This window comes from Fictibacillus sp. 23RED33, assembly GCF_015903925.1.
GTDB lineage: Bacteria > Bacillota > Bacilli > Bacillales > Fictibacillaceae > Fictibacillus > Fictibacillus phosphorivorans.
In genome coordinates this window covers 597527-623560 of record NZ_JACZDX010000002.1, presented here as the reverse complement: position 1 = coordinate 623560, position 26034 = coordinate 597527, and the positions used below count along the sequence as shown (strand labels likewise).

The following is a 26034-nucleotide window of genomic DNA, read 5'->3' as shown; positions in this document are numbered from 1 at the left end:
TGAGGCATTTTACGAATTACTCCTGTTTTAGATAAAGGCCAACAAGATTGTAGAGGAGGTGTATATTGGGGCTTTAAACATTCACTCAAAAAAATTACTGTTTCTAAAAGGTCACATTCCCCCTAGCTTTCTCTAACATATCTATGTCCAGATAAGCTAGCTCAATTATTGATCTCCACTAGATTTATATTTTAATAGTGACAAAAAGCCAGCAAAATTGTTAAATGAGAGAGGGAACTTATCTCCTCTTTAATAATGGAACTGAACCATTACTGCAGGAGGGATACTAATCTCCCTCCCATAATTCATCCACCTTTACCTATTCTTGATTCTTTTCATTTACATAAACAGATGCGAACAACATATTTTTCAAGCCAAAAATATGAGGTATACTAAGTGGAATTGTTATGTAATAGGGGACCGTGAATAGAAGGTAGAAAAACAGGCAGCTAGTATCCCTTAGAAAATGATTTTTGGTATACAGCTTACTGCTAAAACGGCCCTATTTAAAACCGATAATAAAATGAATTTTGTTTTTTAGAGATTGGTTGAATTATTACTATCATTTTTATCATTATCAACTGTAACCGTGTAACTTGGTCCATTGAAGATCATTTTATTATTTCCAACATTCAAACTTCCAGAGCCTCCGTGGAATTTAGAACTATGGTTTGGTGAAATTGAGAATGCATCTCCAAACGAAGCTACTGAATTAGGTGCTATACGATTAATACTAATTCCTTTTGTAATGAGTGAAGACATATTTTTTCCCCTTTCTTACTGATGAATAACAGTATTGTTTAAAAACATGAACATCCATCTAAGTACCTAAAATAATATTTATTATTTTTACTAATGAGCCTATCAAAATTTTTTAAGCTTTATTCATTTTTTCTCTTAAAAAATTCTTTCGGCTTATTGATTTTCTATATAATCTCTCTTGATTGATTTCAAAAAAATAAAGGGAGTTTTGATATCTTCTCAACCCTTTTACATTGTAACCCATAATTAAAATTAAACATAAAGTAAAACTAAAACAAAAAGTAAAGAACTACACGCGCCAAAACAGACAGAAACCACTGCGTCAACCTTCAGTAATGAAATAAAAACAACTGTCATCGATGACCAATTAAACGATTAATTGATTTTATTTAATGATCTCTGATGGCGTCACGAATCTGTAATCTAAAGAAATGTTCAAAAGAACAATGCTCGAACAGAACCATGCGGTATGGTTTCTATATATGATGACATCAAGTATAGGGGGACATATATGGAATACAAAGAATATGGCCAACTGTTAAAGGAAATCGGAAAATATATAACTGATGATTGCGAAGAGATTACATTAACAAGTGATATTCATACAATCGAACGATTTTTATTCTTAATTTTAAAAAAGTTCAACAAAATCATCTCCTTGCTTCAAAGTATAACTCCCCCTGAAATCGTAAAACGAGAAAACGAAGAGCTCTTGCTGTTATTTGAACATCTAGCCGATGTTACGAAAAAGGGATTTAGTCAAAAGAGGCGAGAGGAGGTATCAATAGAGACGGGACGGATAACCGAGGAAATCCAACTCGTGTGTCTCTCAATCATGACCAAGGTGCTTGAGTTATGCGACACCCCCAAAAATGAGATATAAGAGTAACATATTTATCTGCTCAGGTGTCAGCAATTTCTTTCCCTCTCGTACAACACTTTCTTGTTGGCAACCTTCTACATGCTCTTACATACCTAGATTCCCACATAATCACCGCTATTATTGTGCAACATCTACGGTATTGAAAATTCATTTATACGTATATAAATGGATTAGCGTAAGAAATGTGATAATGATTTAGAGGTACCATGAAAAAGGCTGATGTTCATTTGAGATTAAACTCTTGCATAAGATAATTAATAGCCTATTCAGATTGATAAATTCATGATTTTCTTATGACTGGGGGTATTTCAATGTCTATAAGGCATTATGTTTTATTTGCAACGGACGGATTTGTTTATCTGCCTATTGATAAAACTCTGTGTCCCTCTCCAAAATCAAGAAAAAAGGTTTATATTCTTGGATTTATTGGAGGTCTTTTTAAAGTAAATGACAAAATTATTAATCCTAAACTTGATTGGTCCAATCGTAAAAATTGGAAAAATATCCTTGATATGAAGGGTAATGCAACAATTCCTTCTCCTCTAATTTTTGGAGAAGTTGGTGATCGCATCTACATTACACTCATAAATTTAGGAATGAAAGAACGTCCTAATTTAATGGACTATCATACTATTCATATGCACGGGGCTCACGTCCCTACTCAGTTGGATGGGTTTCCTGAAACATCTTTTGGTGTGCCTGTCTGGACTAATTATAAAAATCCTCCACCAAATATGACTTATTTTTTTCAACCAGAAATTCCAGGAACATTAATGTATCACTGCCATGTAGAGGCATCTGAACACATTCAGATGGGTATGTATGGAGGCTTAATCGTTTATCCATCAAAAGAAAGCTTATTTAAAGCAGGTATTAAACAAAATAGTAATGGAGTATGGTTTTTTAAAGGGATACCACAACCTCAAATTCCCAAGTCAGCTTCAAATAGAAATTTTGCTTATAACAACATTCATACATACTTTGATAAAGAGTATGTTATGTTATTATCTGATGTAGATTCGGTATGGCACGATAATGTAAATAAGGGTATATTCTTTGATGCTGCCAATTACAAACCGGACTTTTGGCTAATTAATGGACGTTCATTCCCCGATACTTTACTACCTCATCCTTTATCTCTATTATATAATGAATCAGAATCTGATTTTGTACAAATCAATTATGAATCATTTGTCCGCGTGGAAACTGATCAAAAATTTTTGCTCAGGATGATTAATATGGGATACCAGGTTGTACCCTGGCATATTCACGGATGGCATTTCACAATTATAGGAAAGGATAGCCATCTTGATCCATTTATAAAGCTTTCATCACTCTTCCAACTCGATGAATCATTCCATAATGAAATCAAAAATAAAGGTTTCACTGTAAGCATAGGTTCGGGAGAAACTTATGATTTACTACTAAATGCAGATGATAAACGATTTGAATATTTAAATTATATTACTAGAGGGCAAGATGGCTTTCCCTCATTTTGTTCTCAATTAAAAAAATTGTATAAAGCCGATTCTAAGTCAGTTTTTAATATTCCTACAGAACCTGTTAAATGCAAGTCACCAGAGTTAATTAATTATCTTCAAATTTGTCAGCAACCAATTATTGATTTAAATGATAAATTTTTTCCGCAATTTTATCCTATGCATAACCATGATGATTATAAAATCACAAATAAAGGGATTTATCCTGGCGGTCAGTTAACATATATACAAACTGATACACCTGACTATTATGTCGATGATGACATAAATTAAGACAATAAAGGTTATTTTTGTTAAAAATAATTCGATGGACTTAGAATAGTTTTTGCACGTTACATTATTACCCGATATTTGTATTACAGGATTTAGTTATTGGAAATGGAGAATTATGCTGATTAGTTCTGATATTATTCTTGAAGAAATAGTCCCGTAAGTATACCTGAAGTTTCTTTATGGTTGGTATTACGAACTAAAAATCCAAATGAAACCCCGTATCGAAACGCAGCATCAATACCTCCACGCTGCCGTTTCCAAATTCTTTCCGGTTCTTCTTGTGCCACCCGGGATAGTATTTGTAAAATTAAATCAGCAATAAAAAACTCCAAGACTATCTTTATATTTAGTCGTATCTAACATGGGTATATCGAGAACCACTATTTCGGCTTATATGTTTATTGTGATGTCATTCCTTCCATTCATTTGAGATTTCACTTTATTCCTTCCGAAACGATTCAAATAATAAATGTACATAACTCTCAGTATTCGTTTTTGAAGGTGATATTGTTCACGAGGAAAATCCCAACCACTTTGTTTATCGATAAATATATCACGTTCGTTAATGTCAATAGCTTAAAGAAAGCAATTTCAAATTTTCATTTTGGTCTTTACTACTCACTCAAATATATCCAAACATTCAAATTTTAACAGAACCACCGTCCTGTTACATTTTTCCTTAATTAAATGAAAGTCCATATTTTATTAACGTAGTTTTATGAATACTTTAATTTACTAAAACACTACAGTTCTACAGTTCATAAATGTGTGTATATTTGAATCGTATTATTCCGTTTCCACTCTACAAATTTCTTTAAAATATAATGGAACATGTTTAATCAAAATAGATTAGGGAAAATTATTTTTGATAAAGTAAAAAAAGAAAGGAAGTAAATAAAAAATGCAACAGACACAAGACTTGCACAAAACTAATGAAGAAGTTTTAGAAACAGGGAAATATATCTGTGCAGAAGGCGAAACAAAAGAATTGCAAAAAGGAGATCATTTTCCTCCTTGCCCTAAAACAAATGAATCGACTTCTTGGAGACATGCCGATCACACCCATAAAACTGGTGATGAGGTCACAGAATCCGGACATTACATTGATAAGGACGGAGAACATGTTGATTTAACGCATGGAGACACTTTTCCTAGTTGTCCTAACACAGGAGAACCTACTTCGTGGAAACATACTGGTAACAACCACTAAATTAAATTAGTTATAAGAAAATTTTTTAGTAACTCTTAAAATAAAAGAAAATAAAAAGAGGAGCCGTTACACTAAAACGGCTCCTCTTTTTGCATGTGAAAATAATGAAAGTTACTGTAACCCGTAAATCAAATAGGTTTATTAATCATGGTTCATTGATCCAGAATCCATTTTCATCTCGTGTTCTCCATTAGTCGGTTTCTTTTCTGCATGACCAGAGGATAGAACCCATACCGATCCTACTACAATAACAATCGCAACAAAAAATCCAAATAATATATTCCCGATTTGAATTCGTCCCGAAAAACCTTGTGTTCTAGAATTCTCCGTTAAGTGCATGAACATTAAGAGTTGTAATGCTGCTTGTATAATTGCAAGCCCAAAAATAACAAGCAATTTTATATTCGTTGATAAATCGGTTTCTAGGGCGAACCATATAGCAAACAGTGTTAACACAATAGACAATACAAAACCAACCACATGCTTCCAAGGAATACCTTTATGTTGAGCAGCTGCATGATTAGCCATGTTGCATCACCATCCCCATGAGATAAACGGCTGTGAAGAGAAAGATCCAAACAACATCAAGAAAGTGCCAATATAGACTTGAAATAAATACTTTAGCGGTTGTTTGAGGTGTTAAGCCCCTTTTTGCAACCTGTATCAGAATCAATATAATCCAGCCAATACCAAGGGTTACATGCAGTCCGTGTGTACCGACCAATACGAAGAATGCTGACCATGCTGCACTTGTGCCTATATTCGCTCCTTCATGAATGTAGACAAAGAATTCATAAATCTCGAAACCAAGGAATCCAAGACCAAGCAAGATGGTTGTAATCATCCAAAAGAATAAGCCTTTTACATTGTAGCGACGCATTTCATGGATTGCTAGTCCACATGTGAAACTACTGGTTAATAACAAGAAAGTCTGTATCAACAATCCTTTTACTTCAAACAATTCTCCTAATGCAGGACCATCTGCTGTCCTGTCCATCAAAACCATATATGTCGCAAACAGTGTTGAGAACAAGGCTATTTCGGCCCCAAGGAACAACCAAAACCCTAAAATATTCAATCTTCCAGTCTCTGATTGATATTCCATCGGCGTGTTGAGGTCTCTTACTTTTGATTGTGCCATGTCCACGCCTCCCTTTATTTAGTTATGTTTTCGGTTTCTTTTATTTCTTCAACCGAAACATAGTAACCATTATTGTAATCGAAAGAACGAATAACTAGCGTTGCCAATACACCGATCAACCCTATGATCGCCATCCAATACCATTCAAAGACAAGTCCAAAACCTGAGACAAAGAAGAAGCTGGCCATAACGAATGGTACACCGGAATTATTAGGCATATGGATCTTTTGAAGATCTTGTGTCGTCAATGGTTTGATCTCTTTGTTCTGTTTTTCATTCCAGAAATGATCTAATCCTTTGACCACTGGAATTTTAGCGAAATTATAGAATGGCGGCATCGCTGAAGGTGTCGACCACTCCAATGTACGCCCGTTCCATGCATCTCCTGTTTTTTCACGTGGTTCATAGCGGAAACTATAGTAAATGTTATAAACAAGAACTAAGAACGCAATCCCCATCATGAACCCGCCTACTGTTGAAATCATGTTTAGTGGCCCCCAACCTGATTCTTCGCTGTACGTATATATACGTCTAGGCATTCCGTCTAATCCAAGGAAGTATTGCGGGAAGAAACAAATATTGAATCCTATGGTAAATAACCAAAATACCCATTTACCGATACGTTCGTTTAGTTTATGACCGAACATTTTTGGATACCAATATACAAGTCCTGCAAAACAAGCGAAGACCGTACCTGCTATTAGTACATAATGGAAGTGAGCGACTAAGAAATACGTATTATGGTATTGGTAGTTTGCTGCTGCCATGGCGAGCATGACCCCAGTTACCCCACCGATTACAAAATTAACGATGAACCCGAGTGACCAGAGCATTGGCGTTGAAAATTCTATCTGACCTTTACGCATCGTAAAGAGCCAGTTGAATATCTTCACACCAGTCGGTACCCCAATAAGCATCGTGGTAACTGAAAAGAAAGAATTAACCAACGCACCAGAACCCATCGTAAAGAAGTGATGGACCCAAACTAAGAAGCTATATGCCGCGATTAGAACCATCGACCAGACCATTGCTTTATAGCCAAAGAGTGTTTTTTTAGAGAACGTAGCTATTATTTCTGAAAATATACCGAAAGCTGGTAGTATAACGATATAAACCTCAGGATGACCCCAGAGCCAGAAAAGATTAGCCCAAAGCATATCCATTCCTTCTCCTTGAAGTGTAAAGAAATGACTTCCGAATAGGCGGTCAAAAGTCATTAAAGCTAAAGCAACCGTTAAGATCGGAAAAGCAAAAATGATGATAGCCATCGTAACGAGTGCTGACCAAGTGAACATTGGCATACGGAACAATGTCATTCCTGGTGCACGCATCTTAAATATAGTGACCATAAAATTGATACCTGTTAACAAAGTACCGATTCCAGAAATTTGTAACCCCAAGAGGTAATAATTCTGACCAGGCCCAGGACTTAGTTCATTACTCGCAAGCGGCATATAGCTCGTCCACCCAGCAGATGGAGATCCGCCTATAACAAACGAGATATTAAACAGCATCGCTCCAATAAAGAATGTCCAGAAACTAACAGCATTCAGATAAGGATATGCTACATCCCGTGCACCTATTTGTAATGGAACAACCACGTTGATTAGTCCAATTAAAAACGGCATCGCCATAAATATAATCATAATCGTGCCATGTGTTGTAAATATCTCGTTGTATTTCTGTGAATCGAGAAACTCCATTTCAGGGACTGCGAGTTGCGTTCTCATTAAAAGAGCATCAACTCCCCCTCTGAATAGCATCAGGATAGCAGAGATGATATACATGATACCTATCTTTTTATGATCGACGGTAGTTAGCCATTCGGTCCATAACCACTTCCATTTTTTAAAGTATGTCAGAAAAAAAACAATTCCTAACATCGTGATAGCAATCGAGACATCCGCCCCATAAATGAGCGGATCACCTGTTACAAAAAATTCATCCCATTTCATTGATAGTGCCTCCTCTTCTAATGGGGCAGTTTCACCCCATTAGACTTTGCCTTACTATATTACTTGCTTAAGCGTTCACGCACTTTAATAGCGTAATCTGCATCATTTTCATGTTTAACCCACTTTAGATGGGTAGATGAGAAAGTCATTTCTTTCGTATGACCTTGAAGCATAAGTTGATCGTACTGCTTCTTAGTCAATTTTGGTGCTTCTTGCTGGGTTTCTTTCGCCCATTTATCAAAAGACTCTGATGTTAAAGCAGCTACTTTAAATGTTTGGTCTGTGAAACCTTCACCATTAAAGTTTGAATTTCGGCCATCAAAAACCCCTGGATCATCGGCTTGAAGATAGAGCTCAGTCTGCATACCAGCCATAGCATACTTTTGTCCACCTAATGAAGGCACCCAGAACGAGTTCATTGAATCAGCTGATGTAAGTTTGAATAGTATAGGACGGTCTTCTGGAATATTGATATAGTTTACTGTCTCTATATTTTGCTCTGGATACGTGAAAATCCACTTCCAATCCACCGAGGTTGCTTGAATAACCAACGGCTTTTTATTCTCACTTCCCTTTGGAGCTTCCTCTAAAGAATAAATAGTTTTTACCGTTGGAATAGATAACGCAACAACGATAATCAACGGGATAATCAAACAAATGGCTTCAATTAAGTGACTTCCTTTATTTTCAGGATCGTACCCCTTATGACCCTTATGATCACGATACTTATATACGATAAATCCAAACAACACATAAACGACCATTATAATTCCTATCATAAATATGATTGAATACATGATCAGGTCTTTCTGCTGTTGAGCTACCGGTCCTTTAGGATCAAGTACGAGCAAATCACTGCATCCACTCAATAAGAAAACAGTCAATAACATACCCAAGAAAACAAACGGTTTATACCGCTTATACACTAAGGCCACCTTCTTTCTGCTGTAATTCGAAATATGTTTTATAACACTATCAATTTAGCAGAACAAATACCTTTTGTATTAAAATTTACGTATGTGTCATAGGAATTTCACCACATTCACTAAAACCACATACTCTGTGCAAACATTGTTCACAAACTTGGGTTTTTCTTCCGATTTCCCAACAAGTACTTGACCTTCAAAAAGAAAAAAACCTATCCGTTTTTTTGGATAGGTTTTATTTTAATACACCATTATTTATTTTTCGTTAACAGTAAAAGCAAAGTTATTAAACTAAACGCGGTTAATGCCAAGAATGGAATAGTTACAAAGCCGAACCAATTAATATATTCAGTACTACAAGGAACTCCGTTTTTGCATGGTTTGATCGCAGCAAAACCCGGCACTTTCTGTTCTAAATAATGGAAAAGAGAAATGCATCCCCCTAAAATCGATAACGGCAGAACGTAGTGCTTTATAGATTTATTATTTTGATATGCTGCAATTCCTAAAATAATGGTCAAAGGATACATCATGATCCTTTGATACCAACACAAATCGCATGGAACGAATTCCCTAACTTCACTAAAATAGAGACTTCCAAACGTGGCGAATATGGATATTACCCATGATAGATACAGCGTTGATTCACGTAGCTTCATATTATTTTCCTTCTAATTCTTGTTCGATTAATTTGGTTAGCTCTTCATAGTTAAAAGGATCAGTAAGCATTGTTCCATTAACCATAATACTTGGAGTTTGTTCTACTTTGTATTCTTTTACCAGTTCAATATCTTTACTTACTTCTTCTAAAGTGGCTTTACTCTCCATATCTTGTTTAACTTTCTCTCTATCTATTTCAGGCGTGTTTTTACTTAAAACCTCTAAGATCTTGTCTGTTGTAATCCATGCCCCATCATGGTTTTCTGCTGGTTGTTCTTCAAACATCTTTTTGTTAAAAATCCAGAAGGCTTCTTCATCTTGTGCAAATACCGATTCGCCAGCGATGGAAGCTAATTCGGACTCTTCTCCATGAAATAATACATTGATAAACGAGAATTTAACTTTACCAGTATCAATAAAATCTTTTTGTAATTTAGGGAAGATCTGAGCACTCCATGCTTTACAAGCCGGACATTTGTAATCTCCAAACTCAACAACTTGCACGTCCGCTTTAGCATCACCTATAGTCGGCTGTCCTTTAATGGATGGAGAGGATTTGTAGCTGGATTGTGTGTTCAAATCACTATCTTGATTAGCATTGGAAATTAGAAAGAGACCTAATATTATGCCGAATAGAACAAGCGTACCTAATACAATCTTCTTAAAGGGGTTACTTTTTTGTTTCATATAAACACCTCTATGATTTTTTAATTATGTCTATTGTATCAAATTCCTTATGCATATGAATGTAATCCTGCGATTACTAAATTTACTGCTATTAAATTGAACATGATGATTAAAAAGCCAACAACACTTAGCCATGCAGATTTTTCCCCATGCCAGCCTCTTGATAGACGCAAGTGTAAATAGGCTGCATAAAATAAAAATGTGATTAAAGCCCATACTTCCTTAGGGTCCCATCCCCAAAACCTGCTCCATGCTTCTTGTGCCCATATCATAGCAAATACAAGTGCACCTAATGTAAAGACAGGAAATCCAATTGCAACGCCTCTGTACGATATTTCATCCAATAACTCAGGGTCTATATGCTTTAACTTTGGTTGAATATATGCAGCTATTCGTTTACGGCAGAGCATCGTTATCAAAATGTACAATAAAGAGCCGGCAACAAACGACCACAATAAACTATTTAAATTTTTTGCTGCGTTTTTCCCATCCATCCAAGAAGGGGTTTCAAAAAGTGAGCTCGGATTATTACTGTTGACTTCTGAATCATCTGGACTTACAATAGCTGGAAGTTCGTATGTGACAGTAATCATACGTTCATTTTTATCATTCCAAATAAATGTAGTACTATAATCCATAAGATTAAACGAAAAACTGATTAAAATAAATCCAACAACAGATAGCAATGAATAAAGGATAAACTCTAACCAAAATGTCATTTTATTGAATTTTGATTGATCCACATTACGTATTAAATATATAAGTCCAGCAACAAAACTAATAGACAAAAGTCCCTCACCAAGAGCTGCTGTAGTGACATGGATTTTTAACCAGTCACTTTGAAGCGCTGGTATTAATGGTGAAATTTCTTTAGGAAACATACTTGCATATGCGATGATCAATAGTGCAATCGGCATTGTGAATATGGCTAAAATATTTGTTTTATATATTCGATAGATGATTAAAAATGCAAAAACGAGCATCATACCAAAGAAAGTGATGAATTCAAAAAGGTTGCTGACAGGTGCATGACCACTCGCAAACCATCGAGTTACAAAATATCCAGCTTGGAATAAAAATCCTAAAATAGAAACAAAATATCCGATTTGCCCCCATTTATTAGATTGTTGTTTCTTTTTTTCACTTGGCATAGCCATCGAAAAAGGAATTATTGCAATTAAATAGACAAAAAATGCACAATATAATAAGATACCGCTTACTTCTGCCAAAATTTTCTCCCCCATCTTTGCAAATTCATAGGAATTAAAATTCCAATTTTAAAAGCCAGTAAATCCCCCGAATATATTATTTGTAAGAAACGAAATGATTTTAGTCATCCAATCAAAATACAAAAAGATTCCCATTATAATCATTAGATAACCGCCAATATTCATAAAAATACCGCTGTGCACTTTGAACCATTGAATTTTTTCAACAAAGAAAGTGAGTGCAAAAAAAGGAATAGCAAATCCTAAGATATAAAAAGACATGTAAATTAACCCCGACCCAGGATTCGTAATTCCTAGAGCCATGACAGCAGCGAGTATCGGCCCTGTACATGGCGTCCACCCAGCCGCAAAACCTAATCCAATCAGGACAGACCCAAAATATCCTGAAGGACGTTTAGTAAAACGAACTCTTTTATCCTTCATTAAAAACTTAATACTTAAGTTCCCGGTTACAAGTAGCCCGAAAAATACGATGACCACGGCTCCAACTTGACGAAAAAGATCTTTATATTGCATAAACAGTTGGCTGAATAACGAAGAGGATAATCCTAATACAAGGAAGATAATTGAGAATCCAGCAAGAAAGAACAAGGTATGAAGAACCGCATGCTTTGATATCCTGTTTGATTCTTTCAAGTCCTGTAAAGATACACCAGTTATATAAGACACAAAGGCTGGGTAAAGCGGCAAGGAACAAGGCGAAAGAAACGATAAGAGTCCAGCAGTAAACGAAAAAATCAGATTTATATCATTCATAAAAGTCACCCTATACTTATCCTATATTAACAGGTAAAAACACCCGTTGAGATTCGGGTGTTTATTACCTGCAGGTTCAAATTTTATATAAACAATACCAAAGAGGGAGGTATTGGGAATGGAAATGGATTATTCTTTTTGTTATCTGCTTAGTAATGGTAAAGCATCAATTGCATTTGATTTACTTGAATTCCATTCCCCTTGATGAAGCTCAAAATGGAGATGTTGACCTGTTGATCTGCCCGTATTGCCTTGATAACCAAGCTGTTGCCCTTTTGTTACCGTTTCTCCTGAATCTACAAGGCGGCTTTTCATGTGAGCATAGACAGTAGTATACAACTGACCATTGATATAATGTGTTAGATATACTACATTACCATAGCTCGATGAATAATAAGAACGCAGCACTGTCCCATTAGCTGCAGCAACAACTGGTACGGTTCCTGCTTTAGCAATATCAAGACCCGCATGCTCTTTTCCCCATCTAGGACCAGTCTTTGAAGTAATTATACCTTCAGTTGGAAATAAAAATGAACCGCTCCCACTATTTGATTTTGGCTGAGAATTGTTGTTTTGGCTCATTGCAGATTCTCGTTTTGCACGAGCGATTTCTGCTTTCTTCGCTTTTTCTTGGTCGTCTAGAAGTTTATTTTTCTCCTCAAGATCTAAGATATAGGAGTTAATCTCACCTTCTTTATTCTTCAAATCTGATAATATTATATTTTTTTTATTCCGCTGATCGTCAAGAACTTTCATTAGCTTTTCAAGTTCAACTTTGGTTTCTTCCAGTGTTAATAGCTGATTTTCGATTTTAGCCTTTTTAATGTCCAATACATTTAGATCTGCTTTATGTTCTTCGATGATAGATCGGTCTTGGTCAGCAATCGTATTTAAAGCTATGACTCGATCTAAGAAATCGCCAAAGCTTTTTGAACCCAATACAACTTCTAAATAGCTGGTTGCACCTCCATCCTCATACATGGCAGACACTCTTTCTTTTAGAAGTTTGTCTCTCTTTTCAATTCGTTTTTCTATAATAGCAATCTCTTTCTTTAAAGTTTCTATATTTTTGGTTATCTCTTCGATTTCTTCCTTCTTCGATTCTAATTCTCGCGTTTTATCCATGATCGATAAATCGAGTCGTTTAATCTCAGAAGAAATGGTTTCTTTTTTAGTGACTATTTCATTCTTTTCTGCTAATTTCCCTTGCCGTTTTTTATCATTCTCCTCTTTTTTTTCCTTTATCTCATCCAAGGTTGTTGCGTTTACAGTTGTTAATTCATTTGCAATACCTAACTGCAAGGTAAAGAATGCAGTCATTAAAACTAGTTCTTTCTTCAAATTCCGAGCCTCCTGACACCAAAATCTGACACTATAATTGTTTATTCGAGTTTCTAGGACACACTCACTATAATTGAAAAATGTGTGGAAACTGTGAAGAAATGCACCCTTTTATTTTTCATTTTTATTACAAAAAAAAGAGAGGATACATATACCTCTCTCCAATTCTAATTTTTTTGTGTTTAGTGTACTTTTTGATTAATAGGGATACTTACTATAAATTCTGATCCCTTACCTGGATCACTTTTAACTTCTATTGTTCCATCGTGAAGTTCAACTAACTTTTTTACGATAGATAAGCCTAATCCAGAGCCACCGTGTTGCCTTGATCTTGATCGCTCCACTCGATAAAAACGGTCAAAAATAAAAGGAAGTTCTTTTTCTGGAATTCCTTTTCCAGTATCTTTGACACGAATTCCAATAAATTTTTTTGATTTGTTTATTTCCAATATAACACTTCCGTGATCTGTATAACGAATGGCATTTTCTAAGAGATTTAATAATATTTGCTCGATTCGCAAGGCATCTGCGTAAAGATAAGCTTCTTCTGTATTTTTAATAAACTCAATTCCTATATCTTTATCTCCTGCCCGCAGTTTTACTTTAACAAGGATAGATTCGGCAAGTTCAATAATATCAATTTGTTGTTTTGTTAGCTGAAATTGGTCGATATCCATTTTTGATAAATCAAAGAGGTCGTTAATCAAGCCTTTTAATTGCAAAGAAGCCCGATTAATGGTATCTAAGTATAAAACTTTTTCATTATCATCTTTATAAAGTTTATTTTTAAGTGCCTTTGAATACCCTTCAATATAGGTGATAGGTGTACGTAATTCATGCGAAATGGAAGCTAAAAAATCTTGCCTCGAATCACGGTACTGTTTTAGTTCCACTTTCAATAAATTTATTGCCTTCCCGAGTTGACCCACTTCATCATTGGAAGAATATTCAACCGGTACACCGAGATTACCTTTCGCGATTTCTTTCGTTGCTTTTTCCATTTGTAATAATGGAGCAGCCAGTTTTCGTGAAAGAAAATAAGTGAAGCCAAGCATAAGAAAGAAAGCACCGATTCCTACAAGTGTAAGTAATAGGCGAACCTTTTTTATCGATTCATGAATCTCTTCAATCGATGAAAGTACAAAAACACTGCCTTTAAAAGTGTGGTTATTCTTTATTGGTTTTCCTGCCATTAGATGATGAGCCTTCGAAATAGGTTCTTCATATTCTTTATTTATTGTCTGCCCTCTAGATAACAAATTGTTGTTTTTTGTTGAAATCTTTTTGCCTTCTTCCAAGCCCTCCACGCCAGTACTAGCAATTATATTCCCCTTAGAATCTGTGATGAATATATCAGTCCTTGTTAGTCTGGACAGAGATTCAAACATACTAATAAACTCTTTATCATTTGTGTTGTTGATTGAATGGGCATACTGCTCAGATAGTTTATTTATATTTTGTCTTACTTCATTATAATAAAAACCCGAAAATCCTTGGTAGATTACAATACCTGTAGGGAATAGCACAACTAAGAAAAGTAAAATAAAACTTCCACTTATCTTAAAGATGATACTATTCTTCATTACACTTGTTCTCCTGGTTGAGAGAATTTGTAACCTACGCCCCAAACCGTTTTTATTGGATCAAAAGAAAGTCCCTTTTCTCTTAGCTTTACTCTAATATTTTTAACATGTGTGTCTACGACCCTGCCATCATATGAGTAATATTCACCCCAAATTTTGTTTAAGAGAACTTCTCTCGTCATAACCTGTCTAGGATTATTAGCTAAAAATATGAGCAACTCTGTCTCTTTTGGCGTAAAGTTGACACTCTTCTCGTTTGCGAATACTTCTCGAGCTCTAATATTAATCGTTAAATCCTCAATTATTATTTCATTTTCTTTCTTTTCCATTGTATTTAAGTAAGACACTCTTCGCAGCAATGCCTGAACTCTAGCCAACAACTCATCAGGTTCAAATGGCTTTGTTATATAATCATCCGCCCCAATATTCAAGCCCATAATCTTATCCTGTACATCGGATAAAGCAGTAAGCATTAGGACAGGTGTTGTACTTTTCTCACGTATTCTCATACAGATTTCCCATCCGTCTATTTCTGGCATCATAATATCCAATATAACAAGATCTACTTTATTTCTTGTCAATACATCTAGAGCGCGCTGCCCATTATCTAATTCAAGAAGGTGATAATAATCACGAAGATAGATACGCAATAAGTTTCTCATGTCCCAATCGTCATCAATGATCAATATGGTTTTCTTGTACATTCTTTTTCACCTCAATTAATATGATTTCAAAATCGCTAAGATCCAATACGCACTTGCAGTAACAAATCCAAAGGCCGTCAGGAAAAGAAAAAGTTGTAAATTAGTAAGTTTCATATCGCCCACCTCCAGTACATTAAACTCAATTTTTCAATATACATGTGCATATATTCATATATTCATTCTATATGAATTCTAGTAAATTTAAATATTTGCATTGGAACAATAACGTGACAGTTCAATTTAGAATATTGTGATTAAATACATTGTCTTTAATAGAATGTGGGTTTTCATTTTATCCAGCCCTAAATTAATGATCAACATAATAAGATATACTATGGCTACTTAAAAATAACTTACCTCGATAGTATAATAATATTTTTAATGCTATTATATGAACATATGCACATAAATACCATGAAGGGAGTGATCATATTGTTTAATATTTCAAAAGAGACGATGGAGTTTGTAGGACCTACACTTTTGATAGTTATAGGAATTGTATTCTCATTTATCTTTGTCGTTTTCATAAAGAAAGTGTCCAAGAAGCAAGAGGAGCATGCAAATCGATTTGAGCAAGAAGTCTTAGCCTCTAAGTGGCTCATGGAGGAAAAGAAAAAATCAAGTTAGATTATAAAAAAACAGTGCGCTGTATGCACTGTTTTTATTGTAAGCTGTTCATATGATTCATTAGATACTCTGCATCATTTCCGACTCCATAGAGCAGCCCTGATCCTCTTCGATACTGCCAGGGCAAACCTAAAAAGTATAGCCCTTTAACTTTAGTAACGCCTCTTTGATGAATAGGTTTTCTATCGTAATCGAATAAACCCTCAATTTGTATCCAGCTAAAATCGGATTTAAAACCTGTCGCCCAAACAACATTATCAACCATTACCCTGCTCACATCTTCAAACATGATCTTGTCATTTTCTACACTAACAGATCGTGATTTTAAAATTACCTTCTTTTCTATTATCGCTTTTTTCAGTTCAAGACCAAAAATTGGATCAGGCTGACGGCTCAAAAATCGCCCTATTGTGGTATTTACGTGTGATTGTAGAAGTCCTAACTTTTGAAACCACCAAAAGATGCTCTTATTTCCGATTACTTGCGGAAAGAACTTCATTTTATGTCCTACAGACAAGTACACTTCTTTGGTCTTGGACAACTCAACGGCGATCTGAGCACCAGAATTCCCACCACCAACGATCAACACTGATCCACTTTTGAGCTGTTCTGGAGATCGATAACCTGAAGAATGTACTTGAAAAACCTCATTGGAGAACTGATGTGAAAACTCAGGTATAAATGGGACCTGAAACGGCCCCGTAGCCACAACTACATTATCTGAAAGAAAATCGCCTTGGTTCGTTTTAACTACAAATCGGTTATCCTCTTTATGCAAACTATAAACGTTAGTGTTTAATTGAAGGGGTAATGAAAATTTTTCAGCATATGACGCAAGGTAGTCTGCTACTTCATATTTTGTCGGATAAACGTCTTGATCCCCTTCAAAATAGCATCCTGGAAGTGTACTATATGACCGCGGCGTGAACAGAACGAGAGAATCATAACGCTTTCTCCAAACATCCCCAACATTCTCTTCTTTACCGATTATTAAAAATGAATGTTTTGCCTTCTTTAAGTAATAGCCCATCGCTAATCCTGCTTGACCAGCGCCAATCACAATCACATCATAATTCATGCTTATTCCCCCCAATTAGAACAGAAATGGCTATCCCTTTGGGACCCGATAATCCTCAGCTGGTAATTCATCAATGCTATATAACTTATCTTTTTTGAACCAACCGATAAAGATCCTCAACAATACCGTTCCATATATAATCTCTTGTCCGATTTTCATGATTACTCCTCCAAGTTGCTGATCATACAGAGGTGTATAGGAGAGGTAAGTGATCGACGATCTGTGTTGATACATCTGATACAATATGTCTTTTGCAAAAATGATTAACGCACATGCTGGTGTGAGCAGTACGCCCATGGCAAAGATGTATCCTGTCTTTTGAAGGCTTGATAATTCTTTTCCGGTTTGAACATTTGATATTATAGGAAACCACATCATAATTGATGTAATAAATAAAACAATATGATAAAAATCCATCGCCCAAGGGTTAGCCATCAGCGTGTCAAAAACATTTGGAAAATGATAAATCGAAAACAAGGAATTGAATACTAGTATCGCTAACAAGGGTCTTGTTGCAAAGTGGACCATTTTCTTGATGGATGATACCTGAAAGAGATAGGTAAACACCCATTCCGGGAGCCCTGCAATTAATAATGGTGGTACCATCAGATAGGTAATTGTCATCTGTACCATATGTACACTGAAGAGATAATGATGTCCGATCAGACTTAACGGACTGCCCTCTGCAATAGCCCAAAGAATCAACCCACTACAAAAAAGTGCCCTCTTCTTAATGCTTACACCATCCAAATGTGGATTTAAAATTAAAACTCTCTTAGTTACTAAAGAAAATATAAAGCCTAGAAAAACAATTAAAAGTAAAATGTCAATCTTCCAAAGCTCAAAGAATGGATAAGTTGTTAAAACGTTATTCACAAGTACCTCCTTGGTCTAAATCGTTGTTCATTAGGAAAGATTCTCTTATAATAGATTCATGTATTAATAAAGAAGGGGTTGCACATGGGAGAACAGGAACAACATAATAAAAAGCTGTTTATTGATTTAGATGAAGAAACACTTTTTATGGTCGGTCAATGTTTTAAAGCATTATCCGATCCAACAAGGTTACGCATCTTAAATTTGTTACTACATGGTGAGCAGTCTGTAAATGAGATTGCCGACAAACTCTCTCTTTTACAATCTACAGTTTCCCACCAATTACGATTTTTGAAAAATGTTAGATTAGTGAAATCAAGAAGAGAAGGCACAACAATTTATTATACTACAGATGATGAACATGTCATTGACTTGTTAAAACAAAGCATTGACCATGCAAAACATACGTAAAAACGAGCCCTGAAAAGGGTTCGTTTTTTAATTGCAATGCCCTTGGTGCTGATGCCCTTCTCTTTCTTCATCCACTTCAATCGTCGTATGATGAATATGGAATTCATCGTGCAACACTTTTTTCACTTGATTCAAAACTTCCTTGTAATCAGCTGATGTTTCTTTTACTACATGGCAGCTGAGTGCAGGAAAATCAGATGTGATCGACCATACGTGGAGGTCGTTAACTCCCTTCACCTCGGGAAGTGATAGTATAACTTCTTTTACTTTTTCTACGTCTAAATTTAATGGTGTTCCTTCCATTAAGATATGGAAGGAATCTTTTGTTACTCTCCAGCCACTTATGATGATTAATACCGCAACAATGATACTCGCAATCGGGTCAGCGATACTCCATCCCAAGAACATGATGAGTAATGCTGCAACGATTGCTCCGACTGATCCTAACATGTCGCCAAGCACATGTAAAAATGCACTACGCACATTTAAGTTCTCGTCTTTATCGCCTTTCATCAAAATATAGGCAGCTGCTATGTTTACAAGCAATCCAATGAAAGAGATGATTAACATTCCTGAGCTCACCACTTCTGGAGGATCTACTATACGGTGATAAGCTTCCCAGAAGATATAAAGTGAGATTAAGATTAAGGTAATACCGTTTAAAAACGCCGCTAGAATCTCAAAACGTTTGTATCCAAACGTCTTTGAATGGGTGGCTTTTCGTTGCCCCATCGTAAGAGCTAAAAAGCTAAGTCCAAGTGCCGCAGCATCACTCAACATATGCCCTGCATCGGAAAGGAGAGCCAAACTGTTAGTCCAAAGGCCACCAATGACCTCAACAATCATAAAGCTCGCAATTAGAAAAAATGACCATTTTAATGCGTTTTTGTTATTACTTCCATGATGGTGATGTCCATGATCGTGAGAGTGTCCCATAATTTCCACCTTCTTAAATATGAATATGTGCTCATGTATATTATGCACAATATCCGCTCAGCGTGCAATCATACAAAGAGAAAAAGTTAATACATAATTAGAATAAACAATTGTAAATAAACTTAATCCTTTGTGTCTATCGATCATTTTTTCACATTAAAAAAAGCCCAATAAAGGGCTTTTGAATTAACGAAGAAAATAAACTGTTTGAGCAATGGTGAATGTAACCGTAATTGCAATAACAGTTGGTATCAGAAAAGCTAAAAACGTCCATTTTTTACTCTTGGTTTCTTTGTATATGTTCACGAGTGTTGTCCCGCATGGAAAATGCAACAATGAAAATAGCATCATATTCAATGCAGTAAGCCACGTCCATCCGTGCTCTACAAAGATTTGCTTCAAATCTACCAGGTTATCGACTTCTGTTAATGACCCGGTGGAAAGATAGCCCATTAATAAGATTGGCAAAACGATCTCGTTGGCGGGCAATCCAATCAGAAAAGCCATGAGTATGAAGCCGTCTAACCCTAGCATCTTACCGAAAGGATCTAAGAAGTTTACGATATACATCAAGATACTTGTATCCCCAACATAAATGTTAGCAATGACCCATGTTAAAATTGCAGCTGGCGCAGCAACTTTAATTGCACGGCTAAGAACTGATAAAGATTTTGTCAATGATGATCTTATGACTGTGTCAAAGAATTTCGGTCTTCTATATGGCGGCAATTCTAGAGTATAATGCGTAGGCACTCCTTTTAGAGCTGTTTTGGAAAGAACCCAAGAAACAATAAAGGTTACAATTACACCAACCATTACAATTCCAACGATAACAGAAGTCGTCACGAGTGATTTAAGACCACCTGTATATCCTGCTGCCATAAAAAGTGATGCAAGAACAATCAGGGTACCCCAACGACCGTTGCAAGGAACGAAGTTGTTCGTAAGGATGGCAAGCATCCTTTCTCTTGGAGATTCAATGATTCGAGACGATAACATCGCTGCAGCATTACAACCGAACCCCATCGCCATTGTTAAAGACTGTTTTCCATGTGCCCCTACACTCTTGAAAATTCGATCCATATTGAAGGCAACACGTGGTAGATAACCATAGTTTTCAAGCAAGGCAAAAGTAGGAAAGAAAATAGCCATAGGAGGAAGCATTACACTTATCACCCATGTAGTCCCCCGGTATAACCCAAGTACCAATATACCATGAAGCCAATCAGGAGAATTCATATACATAAAAAAGGCAGTTAGATGATTTTCTAGCCAGCCAAAGAAAGTAGCAAGCATCGATGACGGTATGTTAGCCCCTGCGATAGTTAGATAAAACACGATTCCAAGCATTATAATCATAATCGGGAATCCAAATATCGGGGAAGTAAAGATGGCATCTAGTTTTTCTGTTCTTTTATCATTCTTCTTATTTTTATGAATGACACTAGATTCGCATAATTGTTGACTCTTTTTATACAGATTTTGAACGATCTTATCCCGCATATGATCATCAGAGATTTCTTGAGCATACGCATATAAGTTTCCCAAACTTACTGAAGTTTTCTGTTGGAATCCATTTTGCATGATTATCCCCCCTTGACCAATAAGCGTTTTTCCATCTGCTGAAATAATGAATCATCTCCGTCAAGCAAGCGTAAAGCTACCCATCTTGACGAAATACTATCTTCAAGATACTCCCGTACGAGCGGTTCGATCTGGCGAATCTTTCTTTCGATCTCTTCATCATAAAAAATAATTTCAGGAGTACACACGATCTTTCCCGTATGGATTCTATCAATCGTATCTAATAAAAGGGTAAAACCTGTTTTATTTCTCGCAGATATTTTTATAACAGGTACACCGAGTTTCCTTGTTAACGCTTTTTCATTTATAGATATGCCTTGTTTATCTGCTTCATCAATTAAATTGATACAAATGATCACATTCGTTGTCATCTCTAAAACTTGTAAGGCTAAATTAAAGTTGCGCTCTAATGATGTAGCATCTAAAACGACCAGTGTTACATCTGGCTTTTCAAAAACGATATAATTCCTTGCGACTTCTTCATCGGTTGAATTTGAGAATAAGGAATACGTACCTGGCAGATCAATTATTCTTACCGTTTTGCCTTTATGTTCAACTTTACCTTCTGCGAGTGAAACAGTCTTACCAGCCCAATTACCGGTATGTTGTTTTAAACCTGTTAACGCATTGAACAGCGTGCTTTTTCCTGTGTTTGGGTTGCCTGCTAACGCAACAGTATAAGAGTTTTTCATGTTAGACCAACTCCCCTTCTATCCTCTGGCTTTCTTCTTTTCGTAAAGCAATGGTAGTTTGGCTTACACGGAATGCCATCGGATCCCCTAAAGGACTTCTTCTTATCACTTCAACAACTGCCCCTCGAACAAAACCTAGATCCAGTAAACGTCTTCTCATCACACCTTCTAAATCAATTGAAGTGATCCGGATGAAGCTTCCGATCTTGGCATCGTATAATTTTATTACTTTAGCTTCGTCCATCCGTGTTTCCCCCTGTCCCAATTGTTTCCCATAGGCAACTTTTAGTATCATAATAAGAATGTATTCATACTTTGTCAATTGATTGCTATTAAATCACCAAATCCAAAATTATCCATAAAAAGGACTGCCTTTTATGGCAGCCGGAGAGTTCAGCATTTGTGGTTTTAGTGAATAAAAAGCAACGAGTATGGAATTAAAAAACCAAAGCTAGTGTATAAAAGCCATTCAAAAATCGTAACATCTTTACTTTTCCTTAAAAACTCATGGAGGGTTACAAAACTAAGTGTTCCTATCGATGTACCCATTAAAAGCGTATTTACTTTTATATTTTGAAGATATAAAAACGCATTGCCAATTAATGCGCTAATACCGAAGAAAAACGCAAGAATCAAACAAGTTAATGTAAAGAGATAGAAAGAAACATTTCCATATAAAGCAGATGACATAAGTGCTAGTCCTTCCGGTATGTGATGAAAAAACATGGCAAGTAAAAATGGTGAAGAAAATATGGAGTTTGAACTCTCGTTTATTAACAACCCTACACCTACGCCAGTGGGAAGGTTATGGAGGATTAAAGCAACTACTAAGAACATAAAGGATTTTTTGTTCCCCTTATGGAAAAATTGATCAGTAATTTTCATTAAAAGTGCACCAGCTATAAATCCAAGAATAATTCCCTTTGTCTCAAATAATTCAATGGCTTCTGGGATGATTTCATTTAGTAATAAACTTAGGATGATTCCTCCTGAAAACAATAAGACTAATTTCCTCCTTTTGAATACCACATCTTTTAGAAGTTGGAGACTACCACCACCAAGGAACGTGCCTAAAAACACAAAAACAAAAACCCCTAACCCAATAATGATTGAATTCATCTCGTTGTCTCCTCTTTTTTTGTCCCACCCACTTTCACCATATTCTATTGGCTTTTTGTTCATTCCAAATAAGAATTTTATAAATAGGATGTACAATAAATAACCTTACAAAAAAAAAACAATTGACAGGATACTTGTATTAGGCATAAAGTGTAGTTATTAATCATAAAAGTTGCATAAGGGAAACTTTTTAAGAGGAGGTCAAGTATGGATAAGGAACTGGAAGAAAAGGAACAAGTCTCTCGTCGTGATATTTTGAAAATGGGATCTGTCGGAGCCATTGGACTTGCAGGAAGTTATTTTTTGAACAAGGTTGCTCCATTTACAGGAACGGTTAACGCCTCATCTCACAACAATCACAAGAAAAAGAATAGTCATGCTAATCACGCGAACATGTCGGATAAATCCAAAACAAACGGCTATAAGATGGCTGAGAGATTGCTTACTGAATTTGATTATGGAAAAGTCAGCACCCTGCCGAATGGGCAAACACTAAGAACGTACGAAGTCGTTGCGGTTGATAAAGAGATCGAGATCGCTAAGGGAATCAAGTTTCCAGGCTGGACGTACAACGGAACCATCCCTGGACCAACATTCCGTTGTACAGAAGGTGACATGCTGCGTTTCAACTTTGTTAACAAAGGCAGTCACCCGCACTCGATTCATTTCCATGGCATCCATCCTCCCGAGATGGATGGGTTAGATCCGATCTATCCAGGTCAATCTTTCACGTATGAATTTGAAGCGAAGCCTTATGGATTACAGATCTATCATTGCCATGTACTCCCTTTGGCACGACATATTCATAAAGGACTTTATGGAAACTTTATCATCGATCCTAAGAAACCGAGAAAACCTGCAATAGAACTGAACATGGTGATGAACGGTTTTGACTTGGATTTAGACGGAGAGAACGAATTTTACACCGTGAACGGTTATGCGTTCGCGTTTATGAATCATCCGATAAAGATAAAAAAGGATGAGCTTGTCCGTATTTATTTGAGCAATCTAACGGAATTTGATTTGTTGAACTCGTTTCATCTTCATGCCAATTACTTTACGTATTATCCGACTGGAAGAGACGACAACCCTTCCCAGTTCACTGATACGATCATGCAATGTCAAGGTGAACGCGGGATTGTTGAAGTCCGTTTCCCATACAAAGGAAAATATATGTTCCATGCTCATGTCAGTGAATTCGCTGAACTAGGTTGGATGGGATTCTTTGAGGTCGAGTAAAAGGAGGGGTGAAGATGAAAGCAAAATGGTGGATTGCAGGACTTATTCCGTTGATTTTATTAGTTGGCGTATTAGCTTGGGTGTTAAAAAACGGGGCTGGTGTTGAACAAGATCCAGCCGCACCGATTGAAGTCTTAAACATCGAAAGAATACAAGTAACGGTTTCTGGATTCGAAGTGGATGTGAGCAACACAGGACCAGAAACCCTAAAGATTTCACAGGTAATGGTGGATGATTCGGTATGGGATTTTACGGTCTCTCCTAGTCAGACACTAAAGCGATTTGACGAAGGTACCGTCATGATCAATTATCCTTGGGTCGAAGGTGATCCTCATGCTATAAAACTGATTACGGAGAACGGCATCATCACGGAAGGTGAGATTCCAGCTGCAACGTTAACACCCAAGCCGACTTTGGAAAACTTTTTGAAATATGGCTTTATCGGATTTTATGTCGGGATCGTCCCCATCACACTAGGCTTGTTGTGGTATCCGTTCATGAAGCGTTTTAAACGTAAATGGATCAATGCAATATTAGCATTAACGGTTGGTTTATTGCTGTTCCTTTTCGTCGGAACATTAGCAGATGGATTCGAGATTGGAGCTGAAGCACCATCTGTCTTCCAAGGAAACATGGTGGTCATCATCGGAGCTGCTCTTACCTTCCTCCTTCTGATCGGCTTTGACCAGTATCAGCATAAGAAACAGGAATCTAAAGGGTATTCTCCTTATGCTTTAGCTTTACTCATGGCAACAGGGATAGGACTTCATAACTTCGGTGAAGGTCTTGCCATCGGCTCTTCTTTCGCCTTAGGTGAAGCCGCACTCGGAACCTTTTTAATCATCGGGTTCACATTGCATAACATCACAGAAGGCATCGGGATCGCTGCACCATTGTTAAAGACCAAACCACGGTTTAGGGACTTCGTACTCCTAGGATTGATCGCAGGGGCACCCGCCATCTTGGGCACTTGGTTCGGAGGCTTTGTCTTCTCTCCGATCTGGGGAGCATTATTCTTAGGAATTGGAGCAGGTGCGATCCTGCAAGTTATCTTTGTTATCACTAAGTTGCTCATCGAAGACCATAAAAAGTTCAGAGAACCATCTGTCTCTTGGTTAAACCTAGCTGCATTCTCAGTTGGGATGCTCATCATGTACTTTACGGCGTTTTTCGTAAAATATTAAGGAGGGATAGCGATGTTAGGACCAGGAAGTTTGGTATTAGTAGGAGCTGCTGCTCTCATCGTCTTCGGGCCGAAAAAACTACCCGAACTAGGTAAAGCAGTAGGAGCGACACTGAGAGAGTTTAAAAAATCTACCAATGAACTTATGGATGAGGATGAAAGAAAAACGCAAAACAATAAAGATTAATACCACTAAAAAAATAATCAAAACATTAGAGGCTGCTAAGAATTTAGCAGTCTTTTATTACAAATATAGTATAATTTTACAATCACCTAAAAGGCTAAACTTATAAAGGATTAAATAAATTCCCTAAAGAAACGGAGGATCTAATAATGTTTCGGGATTTTGGCCAGAGAATGAGGGTTTATAGAAATCAAAGTAATGTGACTTTAATGGAACTTGCATATAAGTTAGGGGTTTCTAAATCGTATTTAAGTAAACTTGAAAATGGTAAGACGACTACTATTAAACTTACTAATCTTCAATTATTACATGATGAACTTAATCTGTTTCCAAATATTCCAAACGAATGGAGGCACGATAACATTTCTTTACGATTGTTACGGGCAAACCAACAATTACATTCCATTTACAAACAGCAACCCCATCTAGTTGAATCCATTTTAACCAATCTAGAGCAAAACATTCAATTGCAGCTGGACAACGAATAATGGCTCAA

Annotated in this window: 28 protein-coding genes and 1 pseudogene; 9 read left to right on the top strand and 20 right to left on the bottom strand. The window is 36.3% G+C overall.

Annotated features, from left to right (window positions below):
• Nucleotides 1-537: 537 nt before the first annotated feature.
• The gene (locus IHV09_RS11410) at nucleotides 538-762 is read right to left on the bottom strand and encodes a spore germination protein (RefSeq protein ID WP_197129774.1); all 225 of its coding nucleotides are present in this window, start codon (nucleotides 760-762) and stop codon (nucleotides 538-540) included.
• Between the two features lie 511 nt (nucleotides 763-1273).
• Here IHV09_RS11410 and IHV09_RS11405 point away from each other — a divergent pair.
• Entirely contained in the window at nucleotides 1274-1645 is a 372-nt protein-coding gene (locus tag IHV09_RS11405; RefSeq protein ID WP_197129772.1) for a hypothetical protein, read from the top strand.
• 311 nt (nucleotides 1646-1956) lie between these two features.
• Nucleotides 1957-3417, top strand: a complete 1461-nt coding sequence (locus tag IHV09_RS11400; RefSeq protein WP_197129770.1) for a multicopper oxidase domain-containing protein — start codon at nucleotides 1957-1959, stop codon at nucleotides 3415-3417.
• Between the two features lie 203 nt (nucleotides 3418-3620).
• On the opposite strand, the pseudogene IHV09_RS22400 reads toward IHV09_RS11400, so the two are convergent.
• Nucleotides 3621-4039 (bottom strand): annotated as a pseudogene (locus IHV09_RS22400) (recombinase family protein); the annotation flags it as partial.
• 279 nt (nucleotides 4040-4318) lie between these two features.
• Here IHV09_RS22400 and IHV09_RS11395 point away from each other — a divergent pair.
• A complete protein-coding gene (locus IHV09_RS11395) occupies nucleotides 4319-4627 on the top strand; it encodes a hypothetical protein (RefSeq protein WP_197129768.1) in 309 nt (102 codons plus the stop codon).
• Between the two features lie 141 nt (nucleotides 4628-4768).
• Here the strand turns inward: IHV09_RS11395 and qoxD are convergent, their stop codons facing one another.
• From qoxD to IHV09_RS11340, 11 genes are all read right to left on the bottom strand, one after another.
• The gene (gene qoxD, locus IHV09_RS11390) at nucleotides 4769-5155 is read right to left on the bottom strand and encodes a cytochrome aa3 quinol oxidase subunit IV (RefSeq protein WP_197129766.1); all 387 of its coding nucleotides are present in this window, start codon (nucleotides 5153-5155) and stop codon (nucleotides 4769-4771) included.
• Nucleotides 5148-5768 carry a cytochrome aa3 quinol oxidase subunit III gene (gene qoxC / locus IHV09_RS11385; RefSeq protein WP_197129764.1) on the bottom strand — a complete coding sequence of 207 codons (621 nt, stop codon included), beginning with the start codon at nucleotides 5766-5768 and terminating at the stop codon, nucleotides 5148-5150. Before qoxC ends, qoxD begins: the two co-directional genes overlap by 8 nt.
• A 14-nt stretch (nucleotides 5769-5782) precedes the next feature.
• Nucleotides 5783-7723, bottom strand: coding sequence for a cytochrome aa3 quinol oxidase subunit I (gene qoxB / locus IHV09_RS11380; protein WP_197129761.1), 1941 nt, complete (start codon nucleotides 7721-7723; stop codon nucleotides 5783-5785).
• Between the two features lie 59 nt (nucleotides 7724-7782).
• Entirely contained in the window at nucleotides 7783-8649 is an 867-nt protein-coding gene (qoxA, locus tag IHV09_RS11375; RefSeq protein WP_197129759.1) for a cytochrome aa3 quinol oxidase subunit II, read from the bottom strand.
• A 251-nt stretch (nucleotides 8650-8900) separates the two neighbouring features.
• A complete protein-coding gene (locus tag IHV09_RS11370; RefSeq protein ID WP_197129755.1) occupies nucleotides 8901-9308 on the bottom strand; it encodes a disulfide oxidoreductase in 408 nt (135 codons plus the stop codon).
• A 1-nt stretch (nucleotide 9309) separates the two neighbouring features.
• A complete protein-coding gene (locus tag IHV09_RS11365) occupies nucleotides 9310-9996 on the bottom strand; it encodes a DsbA family protein (RefSeq protein ID WP_197129751.1) in 687 nt (228 codons plus the stop codon).
• 47 nt (nucleotides 9997-10043) lie between these two features.
• Nucleotides 10044-11225 carry a c-type cytochrome biogenesis protein CcsB gene (ccsB, locus tag IHV09_RS11360; RefSeq protein ID WP_197129748.1) on the bottom strand — a complete coding sequence of 394 codons (1182 nt, stop codon included), beginning with the start codon at nucleotides 11223-11225 and terminating at the stop codon, nucleotides 10044-10046.
• A 48-nt stretch (nucleotides 11226-11273) separates the two neighbouring features.
• On the bottom strand, nucleotides 11274-11981 hold the full coding sequence (locus IHV09_RS11355; RefSeq protein ID WP_197129745.1) for a cytochrome c biogenesis CcdA family protein: 708 nt from the start codon (nucleotides 11979-11981) through the stop codon (nucleotides 11274-11276).
• Nucleotides 11982-12122: 141 nt separating this feature from the next.
• Nucleotides 12123-13322: a murein hydrolase activator EnvC family protein gene (locus IHV09_RS11350; RefSeq protein WP_197129742.1), complete on the bottom strand. Its 1200-nt coding sequence runs from the start codon at nucleotides 13320-13322 to the stop codon at nucleotides 12123-12125.
• Between the two features lie 182 nt (nucleotides 13323-13504).
• Nucleotides 13505-14905, bottom strand: coding sequence for a sensor histidine kinase (locus IHV09_RS11345; RefSeq protein ID WP_197129739.1), 1401 nt, complete (start codon nucleotides 14903-14905; stop codon nucleotides 13505-13507).
• Nucleotides 14905-15609 carry a response regulator transcription factor gene (locus IHV09_RS11340; RefSeq protein ID WP_197129736.1) on the bottom strand — a complete coding sequence of 235 codons (705 nt, stop codon included), beginning with the start codon at nucleotides 15607-15609 and terminating at the stop codon, nucleotides 14905-14907. The genes IHV09_RS11345 and IHV09_RS11340 overlap by 1 nt, the downstream gene beginning before the upstream one ends.
• A gap of 432 nt (nucleotides 15610-16041) precedes the next feature.
• Between IHV09_RS11340 and IHV09_RS11335 the strand changes: the two genes are divergently transcribed.
• Entirely contained in the window at nucleotides 16042-16236 is a 195-nt protein-coding gene (locus tag IHV09_RS11335; RefSeq protein WP_197129734.1) for a hypothetical protein, read from the top strand.
• A gap of 34 nt (nucleotides 16237-16270) precedes the next feature.
• Here IHV09_RS11335 and IHV09_RS11330 read toward each other — a convergent pair whose 3' ends face one another.
• Together IHV09_RS11330 and IHV09_RS11325 are read right to left on the bottom strand one after the other, a co-directional pair.
• Complete coding sequence (locus tag IHV09_RS11330; RefSeq protein WP_197129731.1) at nucleotides 16271-17314, bottom strand: flavin-containing monooxygenase; 1044 nt, start codon at nucleotides 17312-17314, stop codon at nucleotides 16271-16273.
• Between the two features lie 30 nt (nucleotides 17315-17344).
• Nucleotides 17345-18190, bottom strand: a complete 846-nt coding sequence (locus IHV09_RS11325; protein WP_197129728.1) for a cytochrome c oxidase assembly protein — start codon at nucleotides 18188-18190, stop codon at nucleotides 17345-17347.
• Nucleotides 18191-18274: 84 nt separating this feature from the next.
• Between IHV09_RS11325 and IHV09_RS11320 the strand changes: the two genes are divergently transcribed.
• Complete coding sequence (locus IHV09_RS11320) at nucleotides 18275-18601, top strand: ArsR/SmtB family transcription factor (RefSeq protein ID WP_197129725.1); 327 nt, start codon at nucleotides 18275-18277, stop codon at nucleotides 18599-18601.
• A gap of 27 nt (nucleotides 18602-18628) precedes the next feature.
• On the opposite strand, the gene IHV09_RS11315 is transcribed toward IHV09_RS11320, so the two are convergent.
• From IHV09_RS11315 to IHV09_RS11295, 5 genes are all read right to left on the bottom strand, one after another.
• On the bottom strand, nucleotides 18629-19537 hold the full coding sequence (locus IHV09_RS11315; RefSeq protein WP_197129714.1) for a cation diffusion facilitator family transporter: 909 nt from the start codon (nucleotides 19535-19537) through the stop codon (nucleotides 18629-18631).
• Between the two features lie 186 nt (nucleotides 19538-19723).
• Nucleotides 19724-21121 carry a ferrous iron transporter B gene (locus tag IHV09_RS11310; RefSeq protein ID WP_197129711.1) on the bottom strand — a complete coding sequence of 466 codons (1398 nt, stop codon included), beginning with the start codon at nucleotides 21119-21121 and terminating at the stop codon, nucleotides 19724-19726.
• A gap of 2 nt (nucleotides 21122-21123) precedes the next feature.
• Nucleotides 21124-21813 carry a FeoB small GTPase domain-containing protein gene (locus IHV09_RS11305; RefSeq protein WP_197129709.1) on the bottom strand — a complete coding sequence of 230 codons (690 nt, stop codon included), beginning with the start codon at nucleotides 21811-21813 and terminating at the stop codon, nucleotides 21124-21126.
• 1 nt (nucleotide 21814) lies between these two features.
• Nucleotides 21815-22057, bottom strand: a complete 243-nt coding sequence (locus IHV09_RS11300; RefSeq protein WP_197129705.1) for a FeoA family protein — start codon at nucleotides 22055-22057, stop codon at nucleotides 21815-21817.
• A gap of 164 nt (nucleotides 22058-22221) precedes the next feature.
• Nucleotides 22222-22812, bottom strand: a complete 591-nt coding sequence (locus tag IHV09_RS11295) for a hypothetical protein (protein ID WP_197221981.1) — start codon at nucleotides 22810-22812, stop codon at nucleotides 22222-22224.
• Nucleotides 22813-23139: 327 nt separating this feature from the next.
• Between IHV09_RS11295 and IHV09_RS11290 the strand changes: the two genes are divergently transcribed.
• The 4 genes from IHV09_RS11290 to IHV09_RS11275 all read left to right on the top strand — a co-directional run bounded on the left by IHV09_RS11290 (nucleotide 23140) and on the right by IHV09_RS11275 (nucleotide 26026).
• Nucleotides 23140-24171, top strand: a complete 1032-nt coding sequence (locus IHV09_RS11290) for a multicopper oxidase domain-containing protein (protein WP_370568612.1) — start codon at nucleotides 23140-23142, stop codon at nucleotides 24169-24171.
• A 14-nt stretch (nucleotides 24172-24185) separates the two neighbouring features.
• Nucleotides 24186-25355: a ZIP family metal transporter gene (locus tag IHV09_RS11285; protein WP_197129699.1), complete on the top strand. Its 1170-nt coding sequence runs from the start codon at nucleotides 24186-24188 to the stop codon at nucleotides 25353-25355.
• A gap of 12 nt (nucleotides 25356-25367) precedes the next feature.
• Nucleotides 25368-25541 (top strand): twin-arginine translocase TatA/TatE family subunit, encoded by a 174-nt coding sequence (locus IHV09_RS11280; RefSeq protein WP_197129696.1) that lies wholly within the window; start codon nucleotides 25368-25370, stop codon nucleotides 25539-25541.
• A 146-nt stretch (nucleotides 25542-25687) separates the two neighbouring features.
• Nucleotides 25688-26026, top strand: a complete 339-nt coding sequence (locus IHV09_RS11275) for a helix-turn-helix domain-containing protein (protein WP_197129693.1) — start codon at nucleotides 25688-25690, stop codon at nucleotides 26024-26026.
• Nucleotides 26027-26034: the final 8 nt, after the last annotated feature.